Source organism: Actinobacillus capsulatus DSM 19761, assembly GCF_000374285.1.
Classification (GTDB): domain Bacteria; phylum Pseudomonadota; class Gammaproteobacteria; order Enterobacterales; family Pasteurellaceae; genus Actinobacillus; species Actinobacillus capsulatus.
In genome coordinates, this window is sequence record NZ_KB893940.1 from 38,564 (window position 1) to 54,706 (window position 16,143).

Sequence of the window (16,143 nt, forward strand, 5' to 3'; positions counted from 1 at the left end):
TGAAAAACATAGCCAAAATAAGACGAATGTCTGACTAAATTACCTGTTTAATTGCGGTTTGTCTATGTTTCCTTTCAATAATCCATAATTAATTTGGGGAACTTATTAATGTCACAGACTGATTTACTGAAATTATTACAAATTCCACAATTAGGTGCGCAGCGAATTGCTCGCCTGTTATCCGAAGTAGATTTTGCCCAATTTTGCCAATATGACAAGCGCCAATTACAACAAATCGGTTGGAACGAAAAACAAATTCAGCGCTGGTTTAATCCGGAAATGCGTTGGATTGAGAGTGCATTGGCGTGGGCGGAACAACCGAATCAACGTTTATTGACCTTATTTGATGAGGAATATCCGTTTTTATTACGGCAAATCAGCACCGCACCGCCGGTATTATTTGTGCGAGGTTCGCTAAGTAGTTTGAGCTTACCGCAAATTGCGATTGTCGGTAGCCGAGATTTTTCCGCATATGGAGAATACTGGGCGGGCTATTTTACCGAGCAGCTGATTAAACATCATCTAGCGGTAACCAGCGGATTAGCGATTGGTATAGACGGCTTTTGTCATCAGCGAGCGGTAGCGGAACAGGGTATCACTATTGCTGTGTTGGGCAGCGGTTTAGATCAGGTCTATCCGGCAAGGCACAAAAAACTGGCGGATCAGATTGTCGCAAGCGGCGGGGCGTTAGTATCGGAATTTTTCCCGAATCAACCGCCGCTTGCCGAGAATTTCCCTCGTCGTAATCGGATTATCAGCGGTTTATCGCTTGGTACGTTAGTAGTGGAAGCCACGCTAAATAGCGGCTCACTGATTACCGCCCGTTATGCGTTGGAACAAGGACGAGAAGTTTTTGCGCTTCCCAATTCGGTACAGAACCCGTATGCACAAGGCTGTCATAAATTGATCAAAGAAGGGGCGCTTTTAACTGAGACGATAGAGGATATTTTACAGGCAATTCAATATCAACTGCCGGATCAGCCTCGACAACAAGCTCTGTTTGAGCTGGAACAAGCGGTCGAAAAAGTACAATTTTTTGCAAAAGCCAATGTGCCAAATAAGGGAAATTATATTGCAAAAAAATTGCCGGAAATGACCGCTTGTCAGCAACAAATTGTGGAGCATATCGGTCTTGATCCGATTTCGATTGACGATTTGGCGAAAGCAACCTCATTGGAAGTGGAAAAGCTATTAGTCGAGTTACTGGGGTTGGAATTATTGAGTGTAATTAAGCAGGTGAGTGGCGGTTATGTCAGACAATAAAAAACGGCATCTGTAGATGCCGTTTAATTCAAAAGATAGAAAATTATTTTTTCGCTTGTAGTACACGAAGAGCGAAAATAATACAGCCGATCAAGAAAAGCACTAAGCCGAGTAATTCTGCCATTCCACCCCAGTTTTCGAGATTTAGCGCTAACGGTGCATCAGAACCGCCCGAAGTAACCGAACCTGCAATCACAAAGGCTAACAGTACGCCGACTAAGCTTTCACCAACGATTAAACCGGCTGCGAAAAGTGTACCGTAGCGTTCAGCTTTTTTGCTTGTCGCTTCAACATCTTTACCGCTACGTTTTGCATGGCGTTGGATATGACGATTAACCAACCAAGAAAGTAATGCGCCGATAATTAACGGTACGTTTACCACCGGCGGTAAGTAAATACCGATACCCACCGCTAAAGTAGGTAAACCTAAACGGCCTGCGCTGGCTTTTTTCAGTAAGGTATCCACGATAATTAATGAAATCCCGAAAGCGATCCCAACTAAAATGTAAGTCCATTCAAGGCTGTTTGAGAAAATACCGCTAGAAATGGTCATCATAATGGTAGCTTGCGGTGCAGAAAGTGCTTGTGCCGTATCCATTCCCTCACGTGGTATTGCACCGGCAAAACCGTATGCGTGGTAAAGTATTTCCAATACCGGTGTAATAACGAATGCACCTACGATACAACCGATAATTAACGCAAATTGCTGACGCCATGGCGTTGCTTTAACTAGATAACCGGTTTTTAAATCTTGTAGGTTATCGTTTGAAATAGTCGAAACACAGAATACGATTGATACGGTGAAAATGGTTAATGCCGTGAGGAAACGTTGTCCGTCCGCATTTCCCATTAAGCCGATCGCATTACCCACCGCCATCAGAACCAGCGAGATAATCACGATTGAGATGATACCGATACCTGAAATTGGACTTGATGATGAACCAACCAAACCAGCCATATAACCGGATGCCGCTGCGACTAAGAAGCCGACTACCACCGCTAGAATCGTACAAAGTACAACTAGTAAGAAAGCTAATTCCATCGATAAACCGACCGGTTGTAAGAAGCTGACTAATGCAATAATGATTAACGCCACGCTAGCGAGTACGGTATAAATCATCGTTTTCGGTGACAGATCTTGTGCGGTACGTTCCACATTTTGTAATGTCGGATCTTTTAACGCACGGAAAGCTTGTGACATACCTTGTAACATCGGCTTGAACAATACGAGCAATGTCCAGATTGCCGCAATACCGATAGTTCCTACCCCGATAAAGCGAACTTTATTTTTCCATAAACCCATCGCAAAGCTAATCATATCCGCATCAGCCGGCATTGGTGTAGTCGCTGTAAAGTAAGGAACCGCAACACCCCAAGTAAAGAGTGTACCGACTAACATAGCAATACCGCCCATCATACCGACTAAATAGCCTGCACCGAGTAATGCAAAAGAGAAGCCTATCGGTAACTGGAATACCGCATTACCGCCCTTAAACCAGTAGCTTGCACCGTCAGCAACTACACGTAAACCGTTAGTCAGGAAGCTCACTAATGCAGCCAAGAGACCACCTGATACGATTTCTTTTATGCCACTATCTTTGCTATTTGACTCATCACCGGCTTTTAAAATTTCTGCTGCCGCAACGCCTTCCGGATAAGGTAAATCACTTTTTACTACCATCACATTACGTAATGGTACCGTGAAGATAACTCCTAAAATCCCACCAGAAATACAGATAAGTAAGGTTTGCCAAAACGGGAAGTTTTGCCAGTAGCCTATCATTAATAATGCCGGAATCACAAAAATTACCGAAGAAAGCGTACCCGCAGATGAGGCTTGGGTTTGTACCATATTGTTTTCAAGGATATTTGAACCCTTGAACATTTTAAGTACGGCCATTGAGATCACTGCAGCAGGAATAGACGATGCAAACGTCATCCCTACTTTCAGTCCTAAATAAACATTAGAAGCGGTAAACACCACTGTGATCAGCGCCCCTAAAATCATGCCCCGTAAGGTTAGCTCACGTAGAGCTGTAGGATTATGCATAAGTCCTCCAATATAAATAAAACAACATATTATAGGAAAACCAACAAATGTAGATAATTATTCAGCTTATTTTGCGTGCATTCCAACGATTATTTACACAAATTTATGATATAGCGCAAAAAATAGAGCCGATTTTATTAAAATCGGCTTTAAATGAAAGAATAGTTAATTGCATGAAAATGCATTTTTTGCAATTTTTTATGAAAATTAGACCGCTTGTTACTCAGTATCTTTTGCTGGTTTTTTAGCAAGATAGTTATAAGCGACTAATAGCGCAAATAATCCAACAATAATGGCGGTAATCATATCTTTATTGAAGACCTGTGCCATATAACCTAATACGATACCGACCCCACCGAAATCTGCGTCTGAGAAGGTGGTATTGACAAAACCTAATGAACCGAGAACAGGTAATAAGAACACCGGTAAGAACGTGATTAATACACCGTGTGCGAATGCACCGATAATCGCACCACGGCGACCGCCGGTTGCATTACCGAACACGCCTGCTGTTGCACCGCAGAAGAAGTGTGGCACAACACCCGGTAAAATCAATACCCAATTTAATTGCCCTAATACGGCTAAACTGATGACCCCGCCAGCAAAGCTGGCTAAGAAACCGATTAATACTGCATTCGGTGCATAAGGGAAAACAATAGGGCAATCTAATGCCGGTTTGGCATCCGGTACTAATTTTTCTGAGAAGCCGGTAAATGCCGGTACGATTTCCGCTAAAATTAAACGTACCCCTTGTAGAATCACATATACGCCGGCAGCAAAAGTAATCGCTTGGATCGTGGCATAAACCAAATAGTGTTGTCCGCCGCTGAGAGTTGAAACATATTCGCTACCGGAGGCAATCGCTAATACGTAGTAGATCACCATCATCGTGAGTGAGATTGAAATCGAACTGTCACGCAAGAAGCTGAGGTTTTTCGGCAAATCCATTTCTTCGGTAGATTTTGAGCTTTTTCCGACCGCTTGCCCGATTGCGCCGGCTAAGACATAACCTAAGGTGCCGAAATGACCGAAGCCGACATCATTACTACCGGTTACCTGACGCATATAACGATGTGCAATTGCCGGAAAGAACGCCATAATTAAGCCTAAGGTTAATGCACCGACAAACACCAGTTGTATGCCTTCAAAACCGGCTACGGTCAGAATCACGCCGATCATACACGCCATATAAAAAGTGTGGTGACCGGTTAAGAAGATAAATTTTAGGCGGGTAAAGCGTGCAACGATAATGTTCGCAACCATACCGAATGCCATAATCAGTGCGGTAGCGGTACCGTATTTCTCGATTGCCATGGATACAATCGCTTCGTTATTCGGAATAATGCCTTGTACATTAAATGCGTGTTCAAACATACCGCCTAACGGTGTTAATGAACTGAGTAACACGGTTGCACCGCCGCTTAATACCAAGAAACCAAGAATAGTTTTTACCGTACCTTTAATAATATCGGGTAGCGCTTTTTTCCGAGCGACTAAGCCGACTAAAGCGATTAAGCCGACTAAAACGGACGGCACTTTCAATATATCTAAAATGAAAAAGAGAATTGAGTCCATAACTCACCTCACGCACGATTAAAATAAGCGGTTAATTTTTCTTCAAATTCATTCACGCTAATAATATTTTTAACGACAATAATTTTGTCTTCGGCAATGTTACTACTGCTTGCAATATCTTTCGCCATCACAAATACATCTGCATCAGTCGGCATGACAGAGGCTAAGTCGGTATGCCCGACTTCTGCTTCAACCCCAATTTTGGCTAAGGCTTTTTTGATGTTCATTTCCATCATAAAACTGCTGCCGATACCATGACCACAAACTGCCATAATTTTCATGTTTGCCTCCATTTAAGAAAAATTGTTGATAACTTCGGCGAATTCGAAGTGGGATTGACTATAAAATAGAAAGATTACCCACCGCAATGAGCAAAAACGAAAAATGTGAACTGACTAACATTTATTCTGATAAGAAAGTGAAAGTTATTTTGGTGTTTTATCCGAACGAATCCTTTGCAAATTATTTTGAAATAAAATTTTTGGATAAATTTGCATAAAAGATCGTGGCAAGTAAGGCTAAAAATGTTAGAATCTAACGCTTTTCAAAATAATTGTTCTCTTTTTTACAACATTTAGGTTTTATATGGCTACTGAGATTAAAAAGAAAACCCCTGAACAGATCGAAGAAAAGGGCGTTAAAAGTAAGGGTGTAAATGGTGTACTATGGTTTGTTGCTATTGCATTGCTTGCTGTAGCTGCGATTGGTAATGCGTATTTCGCATCGCATTTTTCATTAGTTGTACGTGTATTATTGCTTGTCGGATTAGTGGTAGGCGCTATTGTACTTGCAGCAATGACTAACCAAGGTCAAAAAGCGATTGGCTTTATTAAAGAATCTCGCACAGAGCTTAGAAAAATTATTTGGCCAACTCGCCCGGAAGCGACCCAAACTACATTAATTGTGCTCGCAATGTGTGTAGTGGTGTCATTAGTATTATGGGGTATCGACTCTATTATCGTTACATTGATTACGTTTTTAACAAATTTAAGGTTCTAAGATGAGCGAAGTAGAAAATACAGAAGTAACAAAAATGCGTTGGTATGTATTACAAGCATTTTCAGGTTTCGAAAACCGTGTTGCAGTGACATTGCGTGAATATATCAAATTACACCAAATGGAAGATCAGTTCGGTGAAGTATTAGTGCCGACGGAAGAAGTTGTTGAAAACGTAGGCGGTAAACGTCGTCGTACTGAACGTAAATTCTTTCCAGGCTACGTATTAGTGCAAATGGAAATGAATGACGACACATGGCACTTAGTAAAAAGTGTGCCGCGTGTAATGGGCTTTATCGGCGGTACGGCAGATAAACCAGCACCGATTTCTAAACGTGAAGCGGATCGTATTTTAAACCGTGTTCAAGAAACAGCTGAAAAACCACGTCATCGTAACGAATATCAACCGGGCGAAAATGTTCGTGTAACTGAAGGCCCATTTGCAGACTTTACCGGTACGGTTGAAGAAGTGGATTACGAAAAAGGGCGTTTGAAAGTTTCCGTTTCTATCTTTGGTCGTGCAACACCGGTTGAGCTTGAGTTTGGTCAGGTAGAGAAAGCGCATTAATTAAACGTTAAAAAAGCAGTATTATGTAGCCTTTACGTAAAAGAGCATCTAACTAAAACTTGATAAAGTCCTTACTTATTCGCATAAGTAAGGACTTTGTTGTATTTAAAAATTATTAAACCTTTGAACAGATAGAATGCCCTCTGATTTTAAGAGGGTTGATAATCTCCGAAACGATTTGGGTATTTAACATAAGCGTTTAATATTCAGCCATCTCTCTTCATACTGAAAGAAGCTAAATACTATAATGCAGCAAGAATTCTTCCAAAACTTGCATGTTATTTCACATTAAACCATTTCAATAATGAATCGAAGACATAATTCTCTACGCTGGAATAATTCTTTTTCTTTAAGCGACAAAGCGTTACTCGCCATAAAATTGGAGCATTCATCTTACGGCAAACAAAATCTGTTGAAGAGTATTGCTCAGCAATGGGGTAAGGAAGAATAGTCAGTAATTCGGGATTTAATTTCACCGAATTGAGCATAAAGTCCCAAGAACTGGACTCAATAATGATATTCGGATGAATATTATGTCGCTCAAAGTTCTCTTTTAGCTGGTGGGAAATCATAAAATTTTTATCAAAAATTGCCATTTTTTGTTTATTGAGATCTCGCCAGTCAATATTTTCTTTTTGTGCCAACGGATGATTGGCTGAGAGAAAAACAGATAATTCAGAATGGTGAATGTCAAAGGAATCAATGATATTTTTGGAAATACCTTCCGGACAAAGCAATACCGCTAAATCAACTTGTTCTAGAAGTAACGCACTTTTTAAGGCAAAAGCACCTTGTTCTTGAGTAATAAAACGAATGGAGGGGTTTGCCAGTATCATTTTAGGCATAACTTCTGAAAAAACGACTGAAAGAATTAACGGTGGAATACCGATTGAAATTTGTCCACTTATATCCTTATGCTCACTATGTAAATTTTGATACATTTCATTATATTGTTTAATCACCTCCTTGGCATCTAGATAATATTTTTCTCCGACATAGGTTAATCCAACAATTTTGCCGTTTGAGCGTTTAAACAGTTGAACGCCCTCTTTCTCTTCAAACTCGCTGATCATCATACTCAACGCAGGTTGAGAAATATAAATATTTTGAGCGGTTTTGCTCAAATTAAAGTGATTTTCAACAATGGCAATAAAGTAGCGTAAATGGCGGATATCCATTATTCCCTCCACAATTAAAGTTAGTTTATCTCTATAAATAAAATTTATGGCTATCTAAAAAATCAATATTTCTTTTCTTTTTTCTCTCTTGCTATTCTTTTTAGAAATATGATGAATAAAACCGCACTTTGAGGTAAATCGATCAATTTATTATAAGAATACGAACAAATTATACAAGCTAATTCGTTAATTTTATTGGGCTATAAACGCACTCCCTTGATAAGTCATCGTTCGATTTTTCTCGATAAAATCGGATATATTGTATTTTTTTATAAAAAAAATTGATAATCAATAATCTATATTTGGAGGACGCTATGTCAAAAATTATCCCGCTAAGTGAACTAAAAACGCATTTCTTTGATGGAATGACAATAATGTCGGGCGGTTTTATGGGGGTTGGTACGCCGGAAAAAATTGTACAGGCAATTTTAGATACGCCGGTTAAAGATATCACTTTAATCTCTAGTGATACCGCACAGGTTCACAATGGAGTTGGTCCGTTGATTGTCAATAACCGGATCAAAAAAGTGTACGCCTCTCATATCGGCACGAACCCTGAAACCGGTAAAAAAATGATTTCAGGGGATATTGAGGTTGAACTGATTCCTCAAGGTACATTTGCCGAGCGTGTTCGTGCTGGTGGTGCAGGTTTAGGCGGTTTTTTAACGCCAACGGGGGTAGGCACGGTTGTTGAGCAAGGCAAGCAGAAGATAGAGCTCGATGGCGTTGAATATTTGTTGGAATTACCCCTTCAAGCCGATGTAGCTATTCTCAAAGCTACTATCGCCGATGAAGACGGCAATCTTATCTATGATGGTGCTGCTCGCAATTTTAATCCGTTAATGGCATTGGCGGCTAAAACTGTGATTGTGGAAGCGGACCAAATCGTCAAATCCGGCACTCTCGATCCTAATCAAATTATGACACCGGCAATGTTGGTGGACTACCTTATTTCTAATTCGTAGGAGGAACTATGAACGTAAAAGAACTTATCGCACGTCGCATTGCAATGGAATTAAAAAATGGAGATGTGGTTAACTTGGGGATTGGTTTGCCAACCTTAGTGGCAAATTATTTGCCGAATGAAGTGGATATTACCTTACAGTCAGAAAATGGTTTTTTAGGTTTAACAGCGTTTGATCCGGAAAATGATAATCCGAATATTGTCAATGCCGGTGGACAGCCTTGTGGCATTAAAGCAGGCGGTGCTTTCTTTGATAGTGCGGTTTCTTTCGCTTTAATTCGTGGCGGGCATGTTGATGCTTGTGTACTGGGTGGTTTAGAAGTTGACCAGCAAGGCAATCTGGCGAACTGGATGGTACCGGGCAAAATGGTACCGGGAATGGGCGGTGCGATGGATCTCGTTACCGGTGCGAAAAAAGTGATTATCGGTATGGAACATTGTGCGAAATCGGGTTCGTCCAAAATTTTAAAACAATGCACCTTACCACTTACTGCTCGCAATAAAGTGAAATTGGTTGTCACTGAATTAGCCGTATTTAGCTTCGAAAATAGGCAGTTAATTCTGAAAGAACACGCCCCTAATGTGGATTTAGACACCATTAGAGCCAAAACGGAAGCCGATTTTATTGTTGCCGACGATTTTAAAGAAATGAAAATCAGCCAAAAAGGAATGCTGTTATGATTAGCCGAGTTTCCCGTTTTATGACGGCATTTGTCAGCAAATATCTACCTGATCCGCTCATTTTTGCCGTTTTACTGACCTTTATTACCTTTATTTGTGCATGGGGATTAACCGACAGTACTCCTGTTGATTTAGTGAATATGTGGGGAAGCGGTTTTTGGAATTTGCTGGGCTTTGGTATGCAAATGGCGTTGATTGTGGTAACTGGTAATGCCTTAGCGACCTCTCCGCAAATAAAAGCCTTTCTGAACCGAGCTGCCTCCGTTGCCAAAACACCGGCACAAGGGGTAATGCTCGTAACTTTTATGGGCGGCTTAGCCTGTATCATTAACTGGGGGTTTGGTTTAGTGGTCGGAGCAATGTTTGCCAAAGAAGTGGCTCGCCGGATTAAAGGCACGGATTACGCCTTACTGATTGCCTGTGCTTACATCGGCTTTATGACGTGGGGTGGCGGTTTTTCCGGCTCAATGCCGTTGTTAGCTGCCACACCGAATAATCCTGTTGCCCACTTTATGATGACTGCAGATAATCCACAGGGGATTATTCCAACAAGCCAGACTATCTTCTCTAATTATAATCTCTTCATTACCTTAGCCCTGCTGTTTGTCTTGCCGTTAATTACCCTGATGATGACACCGAAAACCTCAGAAGCCAAAAGTGTCGATCCTGCCCTTCTTGCGCCTGATCCGTCCTGTACCAAAAAATTAGACGAAAAGGCAACTGTGGCAGAGAAAATGGAAGAAAGCCGTTTTATTGCCTATCTAATTGGTCTGCTAGGTTACAGCTATCTCGCAATGCACTTCTATAAACAGGGATTTAACCTCACCATCAATAACGTCAACCTTATTTTCTTACTCACCGGATTGGTGTTACACGGTTCGCCAATGGCGTATATGAGAGCCATTATGAATGCTACTCGCAGCACTGCTGGCATTTTAATTCAATTTCCGTTCTATGCTGGCGTTCAGTTGATGATGGAACATTCAGGGCTAGGCGGTATGTTAACCGAATTTTTCATCAATGTATCCACCAAAGAAACCTTTCCACTAATGACCTTCTTTAGTTCCGCTTTTATCAATTTTGCTGTGCCGAGCGGTGGCGGTCATTGGGTGATTCAGGGGCCTTTTGTTATCCCAGCGGCTCAAGCATTAGGGGCGGATTTAGGTAAATCGGCAATGGCAATCGCCTATGGTGAACAATGGATGAATATGGCACAACCGTTTTGGGCGTTGCCGGCATTGGGGATTGCAGGTTTAGGTGTTCGGGACATTATGGGCTACTGTATGACTGCACTTATTTTCACTGCCCCGATTTTTATCATTGGTCTTTATTTCTTATAAATCAAACAAGGAGAGAAAAATGGAAAATATTGTGATTGTAAGTGCGGCTCGCACGGCTATCGGTACCTTTGGTGGCGGATTATCCACAGTAAGTGCGGTTGATTTAGGGGCTGTTGTGATTCAAGAAACCTTAAAGCGAGCAAATGTATTGGCTGAGCAGGTCGATGAAGTCATTATGGGCAATGTGTTACAGGCGGGATTAGGGCAAAACCCTGCCCGTCAAGCCGCATTAAAAGCAGGAATTGGTGAAGAGGTTTCTTCTTTTACGCTCAATAAAGTATGCGGTTCGGGGCTAAAAGCTGTTGTGCTTGGTGCTCAAGCAATTGCCAGCGGTGATGCGGAGGTTGTAGTCGTCGGTGGAATGGAGAATATGAGCCAAGCTCCTTATGTGCTTGACAGTAAAGTGCGTAGCGGAGCGAAGATGGGTAATTTAACCCTGAAAGATACCATGGTGGAAGACGGCTTAACTTGTGCCATCAATCATTACCATATGGGGATCACCGCAGAAAATATCGCTCAAAAACACGGTTTTAGCCGAGAAGAACAGGATCAATTTGCGTTATCTTCGCAGCAAAAGGCAAAACAAGCGGTCGAATCCGGGGCATTTTTGGCAGAAATCGTGCCGGTTGTGATTAAAACTCGTCAAGGCGAAAGCCTTTTCCAACAGGACGAACACCCTAAATTTAACACCACCGAAGAAAGCCTCGCCAAACTACGCCCTGCGTTTATCAAAGATGGCACGGTTACCGCGGGCAATGCTTCCGGTTTAAATGATGGTGCGGCGGCCTTAGTACTAATGAGCGAAAGCAAGGCGAACTCTCTCGGCTTAAAACCGCTTGCTCGTATCCGCAGTTATGCGGCAAGCGGTAATGATCCAAAAGTAATGGGGTTAGGGCCTGTGCCAGCAGTACGAAAAGCACTAGCGAAAGCAGATTTAACCCTTGAGCAGGTTGAGCTGATTGAAGCCAACGAAGCTTTTGCCGCTCAAGCTCTCGGCGTGGCGAAAGAGTTACAACTGGATTTAAGCAAAACCAATATAAATGGCGGTGCTATCGCTCTTGGACACCCTATTGGTGCAAGCGGTGCAAGAATTTTGGTAACCCTAATTCACAGCTTACAAGCACAAAATAAACAGCTCGGGCTGGCTACACTCTGCATTGGCGGCGGTCAGGGCATTGCGATGATTGTTGAGCGGATATAAACTACTCTTCATTACAGGAGAACTGTGATGTTAAATCAAAAAATTGCGATTGTTACGGGTGCTGCCAGCGGAATTGGATTAGCGATAAGCCAAAGCCTTACTCAAACAGGCGTTAAAGTCGTTATGGCAGATATTAATGAAACATTATTAAAACAGCGTGCTGAAGAATTGCAAGCGACCTATATGGTTATCGATCTCTCTAAACAAGTGGATTGTAAAGCATTGGTGGATTATGCGGTTGGACAGTTCAGCAATGTGGATATTCTTATCAATGTTGCGGGTATCCAAACAGTATCACCGATTGAAGATTTTCCGGAAGACCGTTGGTATTTAATGATGAACTTAATGTTAAACGTCCCATTTTTATTAACTAAATATGTTTGGCCTTATATGAAGCAAAATCGTTGGGGGCGGATCATCAACTTAAATTCCATTCACGGATTGGTTGCCTCGGAATTTAAATCAGCCTATGTTTCCGCTAAACCCGGCTTACCGGGACTAGCCAAAACGGTGGCATTGGAGGGAGGAGCTTGCGGCATTACGGTAAATTCTATTTGCCCTGCTTATGTCAGAACACCTTTGGTAGATAAACAAATCACTGACCAAGCCGTACATCATCAAATTTCCTAACAGGATGTGATTAGCCAAATTATGCTGCAAAAAGCCGCAGTCAAACGGTTGATTGAACCGGCCGAAATTGGTGAATTTGTTAAATTCCTCTGCTCCGATGCGGCAGCATCAATCTTAGGAGCTTGTTTATCAATGGACGGCGGTTGGACTGCCGGTTAATTAACTAAAATGCATCGCCGATTGGTTCAGCGATGCATTTTTTTATTCAAAGAATTTAAAATCCTATAAAGGAGAATCTTATGCTAAGTTTAGTCGGTATTTTTATCGGGCTAGCGTTACTGATGTTTTTAGCTTTGAGAGGTATTCGATTGTTTGGATCGCTCCTTTATGTGCGTCAATTGTGGTATTAACGGGGGGATTGGATATTCTTGATGCCTATTTAGGTAGTTATATGATCGGGTAGTCGGTTTCGTTAAAGCGTGGTTTCCAGCATTCTTATTGAGTGCAATTTTTGGTAATTTGATGGATGTAAGCGGTGGCGCAAAATCCATTGCCGTTTGGTTAACTAAAATTATGGGAGCAAAAAGTGCGATTGCTTCTATTGTGTTAGGCTGTGCATTATTAACTTATGGCGGGGTAAGTTTGTTTGTGGTGGTTTTTGCCGTTTATCCCATTGCGTTGGCGGTATTTAAAGAAGCAAATATTACACGTCGTTTAATTCCCGGCACGATTGCTTGCGGTGCTTTTACTTTCACGATGACCGCTTTACCCAGTTTCCCACAAATTCAAAATTTAATTCCGACCCAATATTTTGGTACAGACAGCGATGGCTGCACCTATTATGGGATTAATTGCTTCGGCAGTGCTTTTTTTCGGTGGTGTAGCTTATTTGGAAATGCGACGGAAAAAATATGCGAAAAACGGTGAGTTCTTTGTTGACCCGGAAACATCAATAACAACAGACAACAATGAAATAACTTTATCTAATCAGCCATCTTACCATTAATAACAGTGATTATCGTATTAAATTTTATACCCGAATTAATTGGTTTGAAAAACGGCGATCCGAAGAATATCGTTCTGGCTTTGTTTGCTGGAATTGCATTAGTCACATTACTCAATCTGGATAAAAAATATACATTTATTCCGGCAGTTGGAAAAGGTGCAAACGGTGCGGTCGGAGCAATTATTAATACGGCGGCTGTCGTCGGCTTCGGTAGCGTAGTCAGAATGGCACCGGGGTTTGAGCATTTAACCTCAATGATTTTAAATATTCCGGGAAGTCTTTTGATTTCCTTATCAGTGGCCGCGAATATTTTAGCGGGAGCAATGGGTTCAGCTTCCGGTGGAATGGGGATTGCTTTAGAAGCCCTAGGTGAGAAATATCTCATGCTCGCCAAACAGATGGGAATATCATCGGAAGCCTTTCATCGTATCGCTTCTTTATCATCGGGCGGATTAGACACGATGCCGCATAACGGTGCGGTATTAACCCTATTAAGTAATACGAGAATGACACACAAAGAATCTTATTTAGAGATTGCGGTAACGTCTTTCATTATGCCGATCATTGCCACGATCGTCTTGATTCTATTATTTAGTTTATTTGGTATTTATTAAAGGTGGTGAATTATCAGACAGTAAGTGCGGTATGTTTTTGATGTGTTTTGATAATTTTTATTAAGTTAAAATAGTAAAAACCGCTTGAAATTTATTCGCATTTTTTGTAAAATTGATACTCTATTTACGAACGCAATTTTGCGTTCGTATTTTTGTGTAAATCGGGGAGCTAGTAATAGCGTTATCACCCACTTAGAGGAAACTTAAAAATGGCAAAAAAAGTCCAAGCATACGTTAAGTTGCAAGTTGCAGCTGGTATGGCTAACCCTTCACCACCAGTTGGTCCTGCATTAGGTCAACAAGGTGTTAACATCATGGAATTCTGTAAAGCATTCAACGCTCGTACTGAGAGCTTAGAAAAAGGTTTACCAATCCCTGTTGTTATCACAGTTTACGCAGACCGTTCATTCACTTTCGTAACTAAAACTCCACCGGCTGCAGTATTACTTAAAAAAGCTATAGGTATCAAATCTGGTTCAGGTAAACCGAACAAAGATAAAGTGGGTACAGTAACTCAAGAGCAATTACGTCAAATCGCTGAAACTAAAGCAGCAGATATGACTGGTGCTACTATCGAAACTAAAATGAAATCAATCGCTGGTACAGCTCGCTCAATGGGCTTAATCGTAGAGGAATAATACAATGGCTAAATTGACTAAAAAAATGAAAGCAATTAAAGCTGGCGTAGATTCTACTAAAGCTTACGAAATCAACGAAGCGATCGCAGTTTTAAAACAATTCGCAACAGCTAAATTCGTTGAAAGCGTAGATGTAGCGGTGAACTTAGGTATCGACCCTCGTAAATCAGACCAAAACGTACGTGGTGCAACAGTATTACCACACGGTACAGGTCGTACGGCTCGTGTAGCAGTATTCACACAAGGCGCGAACGCAGAAGCAGCTAAAGCAGCAGGCGCTGATTTAGTAGGTATGGAAGATTTAGCAGAGCAAATTAAGAAAGGCGAAATGAACTTTGATGTTGTTATCGCTTCTCCGGATGCAATGCGTGTTGTAGGTCAATTAGGTCAAGTATTAGGTCCACGCGGCTTAATGCCAAACCCTAAAGTGGGTACGGTAACACCAAACGTTGCTGAAGCAGTTAAAAATGCTAAATCAGGTCAGATCCGTTACCGTAACGACAAAAATGGTATTATCCATACAACGATCGGTAAAGCAGACTTCGCACCTGAGCAATTAAAAGATAACTTAGTTGCGTTATTAGCAGCGTTAAACAAAGCTAAACCAACAACAGCTAAAGGTATCTTCATCAAGAAAGTAAGCATCTCTACAACTATGGGTGCTGGTGTTGCTGTTGATCAAGCATCACTTTAATTTCTAATAGAAGTTAAAACTTTACAAGGTCGTAGATTATTGTATAATTTGCGACCTTAACTTGCGAGAGCAAGCTGATGGTGCTTAGCCTATCTAAGCCCCGTCCAAGATCGTAGGCGAATAAGTTTTCTTATTCTTAATCAAAACCTACGTAGATGGTGAACAGACAGAATTTTCTGCTTCTGGACACCTTAGGCTCAGAAGATTGCTACTTGCGATGCAAGCGGTGAGTTTTTTGAGGTTTTTTGTAAATTCCACTTTAGTGGAGTGTATCAGGAGCTAAAACCAATGGCATTAAATCTTCAAGACAAACAAGCAATTGTTGCTGAAGTAAACGAAGCTGCCAAAGGTGCCCTTTCAGCTGTTGTTGCGGATTCTCGTGGCGTAACAGTTGAGAAAATGACTGAATTACGTAAATCTGCTCGTGAAGCGGGCGTTTCAATGCGTGTTGTGCGTAACACTTTATTACGCCGTGCGGTTGAAGGCACTGAATTTGAGTGCTTAAAAGATACGTTTACTGGTCCGACTCTTATTGCTTTCTCAAATGAACACCCGGGTGCAGCAGCACGCTTGTTCACTGAATTTGCCAAAGCAAACAAAGAGTTTGAACTTAAAGGTGCAGCCTTTGAAGGTAAAGTACAAGATGTAGAATTCTTAGCTACATTACCGACTTACGAAGAAGCAATTGCACGTTTAATGGGCACAATGAAAGAAGCTGCGGCAGGCAAACTTGTTCGCACTCTTGCGGCATTTCGCGACAAATTACAAGAAGCTGCATAATTTTTAGCAGAAAACTTCTTAACTC

16 protein-coding genes and 1 pseudogene are annotated in these 16,143 nt (G+C 41.4%); 13 read left to right on the forward strand and 4 right to left on the reverse strand.

Annotated elements, in window-relative coordinates; all coding sequences use genetic code 11:
• Nucleotides 1–108 precede the first annotated feature (108 nt).
• Nucleotides 109–1,263 carry a DNA-processing protein DprA gene (gene dprA, locus C228_RS0108200; RefSeq protein WP_018652153.1) on the forward strand — a complete coding sequence of 385 codons (1,155 nt, stop codon included), beginning with the start codon at nucleotides 109–111 and terminating at the stop codon, nucleotides 1,261–1,263.
• Between the two features lie 43 nt (nucleotides 1,264–1,306).
• Here the strand turns inward: dprA and C228_RS0108205 are convergent, their stop codons facing one another.
• From C228_RS0108205 to C228_RS0108215, 3 genes are all read right to left on the reverse strand, one after another.
• Entirely contained in the window at nucleotides 1,307–3,313 is a 2,007-nt protein-coding gene (locus C228_RS0108205; protein ID WP_018652154.1) for an OPT family oligopeptide transporter, read from the reverse strand.
• Between the two features lie 219 nt (nucleotides 3,314–3,532).
• Complete coding sequence (locus C228_RS0108210) at nucleotides 3,533–4,888, reverse strand: PTS ascorbate transporter subunit IIC (RefSeq protein WP_018652155.1); 1,356 nt, start codon at nucleotides 4,886–4,888, stop codon at nucleotides 3,533–3,535.
• Between the two features lie 8 nt (nucleotides 4,889–4,896).
• Nucleotides 4,897–5,169 (reverse strand): PTS sugar transporter subunit IIB, encoded by a 273-nt coding sequence (locus C228_RS0108215; protein ID WP_018652156.1) that lies wholly within the window; start codon nucleotides 5,167–5,169, stop codon nucleotides 4,897–4,899.
• Between the two features lie 304 nt (nucleotides 5,170–5,473).
• Between C228_RS0108215 and secE the strand changes: the two genes are divergently transcribed.
• Together secE and nusG are read left to right on the forward strand one after the other, a co-directional pair.
• A complete protein-coding gene (gene secE / locus C228_RS0108225; protein WP_018652158.1) occupies nucleotides 5,474–5,887 on the forward strand; it encodes a preprotein translocase subunit SecE in 414 nt (137 codons plus the stop codon).
• A gap of 1 nt (nucleotide 5,888) precedes the next feature.
• Nucleotides 5,889–6,452 carry a transcription termination/antitermination protein NusG gene (nusG, locus tag C228_RS0108230; RefSeq protein ID WP_018652159.1) on the forward strand — a complete coding sequence of 188 codons (564 nt, stop codon included), beginning with the start codon at nucleotides 5,889–5,891 and terminating at the stop codon, nucleotides 6,450–6,452.
• A gap of 278 nt (nucleotides 6,453–6,730) precedes the next feature.
• Here nusG and C228_RS0108235 read toward each other — a convergent pair whose 3' ends face one another.
• Nucleotides 6,731–7,630 (reverse strand): LysR family transcriptional regulator, encoded by a 900-nt coding sequence (locus C228_RS0108235; protein WP_018652160.1) that lies wholly within the window; start codon nucleotides 7,628–7,630, stop codon nucleotides 6,731–6,733.
• Nucleotides 7,631–7,944: 314 nt separating this feature from the next.
• Here C228_RS0108235 and atoD point away from each other — a divergent pair, with 314 nt between their 5' ends.
• The 10 genes and pseudogenes from atoD to rplJ all read left to right on the forward strand — a co-directional run bounded on the left by atoD (nucleotide 7,945) and on the right by rplJ (nucleotide 16,118).
• A complete protein-coding gene (atoD, locus tag C228_RS0108240; protein ID WP_026313244.1) occupies nucleotides 7,945–8,595 on the forward strand; it encodes an acetate CoA-transferase subunit alpha in 651 nt (216 codons plus the stop codon).
• Nucleotides 8,596–8,603: 8 nt separating this feature from the next.
• Nucleotides 8,604–9,275 carry a 3-oxoacid CoA-transferase subunit B gene (locus C228_RS0108245; RefSeq protein WP_018652162.1) on the forward strand — a complete coding sequence of 224 codons (672 nt, stop codon included), beginning with the start codon at nucleotides 8,604–8,606 and terminating at the stop codon, nucleotides 9,273–9,275.
• Nucleotides 9,272–10,615, forward strand: a complete 1,344-nt coding sequence (locus C228_RS0108250; RefSeq protein WP_018652163.1) for a TIGR00366 family protein — start codon at nucleotides 9,272–9,274, stop codon at nucleotides 10,613–10,615. Before C228_RS0108245 ends, C228_RS0108250 begins: the two co-directional genes overlap by 4 nt.
• Before the next feature lie 19 nt (nucleotides 10,616–10,634).
• On the forward strand, nucleotides 10,635–11,816 hold the full coding sequence (locus C228_RS0108255) for an acetyl-CoA C-acetyltransferase (RefSeq protein ID WP_018652164.1): 1,182 nt from the start codon (nucleotides 10,635–10,637) through the stop codon (nucleotides 11,814–11,816).
• Between the two features lie 27 nt (nucleotides 11,817–11,843).
• A pseudogene (locus tag C228_RS13495) lies at nucleotides 11,844–12,605 on the forward strand (3-hydroxybutyrate dehydrogenase).
• Nucleotides 12,606–12,884: 279 nt separating this feature from the next.
• A complete protein-coding gene (locus tag C228_RS14835) occupies nucleotides 12,885–13,313 on the forward strand; it encodes a GntT/GntP/DsdX family permease (RefSeq protein ID WP_245552761.1) in 429 nt (142 codons plus the stop codon).
• Between the two features lie 84 nt (nucleotides 13,314–13,397).
• Nucleotides 13,398–14,006 (forward strand): hypothetical protein, encoded by a 609-nt coding sequence (locus C228_RS14840; protein WP_245552762.1) that lies wholly within the window; start codon nucleotides 13,398–13,400, stop codon nucleotides 14,004–14,006.
• Nucleotides 14,007–14,215: 209 nt separating this feature from the next.
• Nucleotides 14,216–14,644 carry a 50S ribosomal protein L11 gene (gene rplK, locus C228_RS0108275; RefSeq protein ID WP_018652167.1) on the forward strand — a complete coding sequence of 143 codons (429 nt, stop codon included), beginning with the start codon at nucleotides 14,216–14,218 and terminating at the stop codon, nucleotides 14,642–14,644.
• A gap of 4 nt (nucleotides 14,645–14,648) precedes the next feature.
• Nucleotides 14,649–15,338, forward strand: a complete 690-nt coding sequence (gene rplA, locus C228_RS0108280) for a 50S ribosomal protein L1 (RefSeq protein WP_005599212.1) — start codon at nucleotides 14,649–14,651, stop codon at nucleotides 15,336–15,338.
• 288 nt (nucleotides 15,339–15,626) lie between these two features.
• The gene (gene rplJ, locus C228_RS0108285; RefSeq protein WP_018652168.1) at nucleotides 15,627–16,118 is read left to right on the forward strand and encodes a 50S ribosomal protein L10; all 492 of its coding nucleotides are present in this window, start codon (nucleotides 15,627–15,629) and stop codon (nucleotides 16,116–16,118) included.
• The last annotated feature ends 25 nt before the right edge of the window (nucleotides 16,119–16,143 follow it).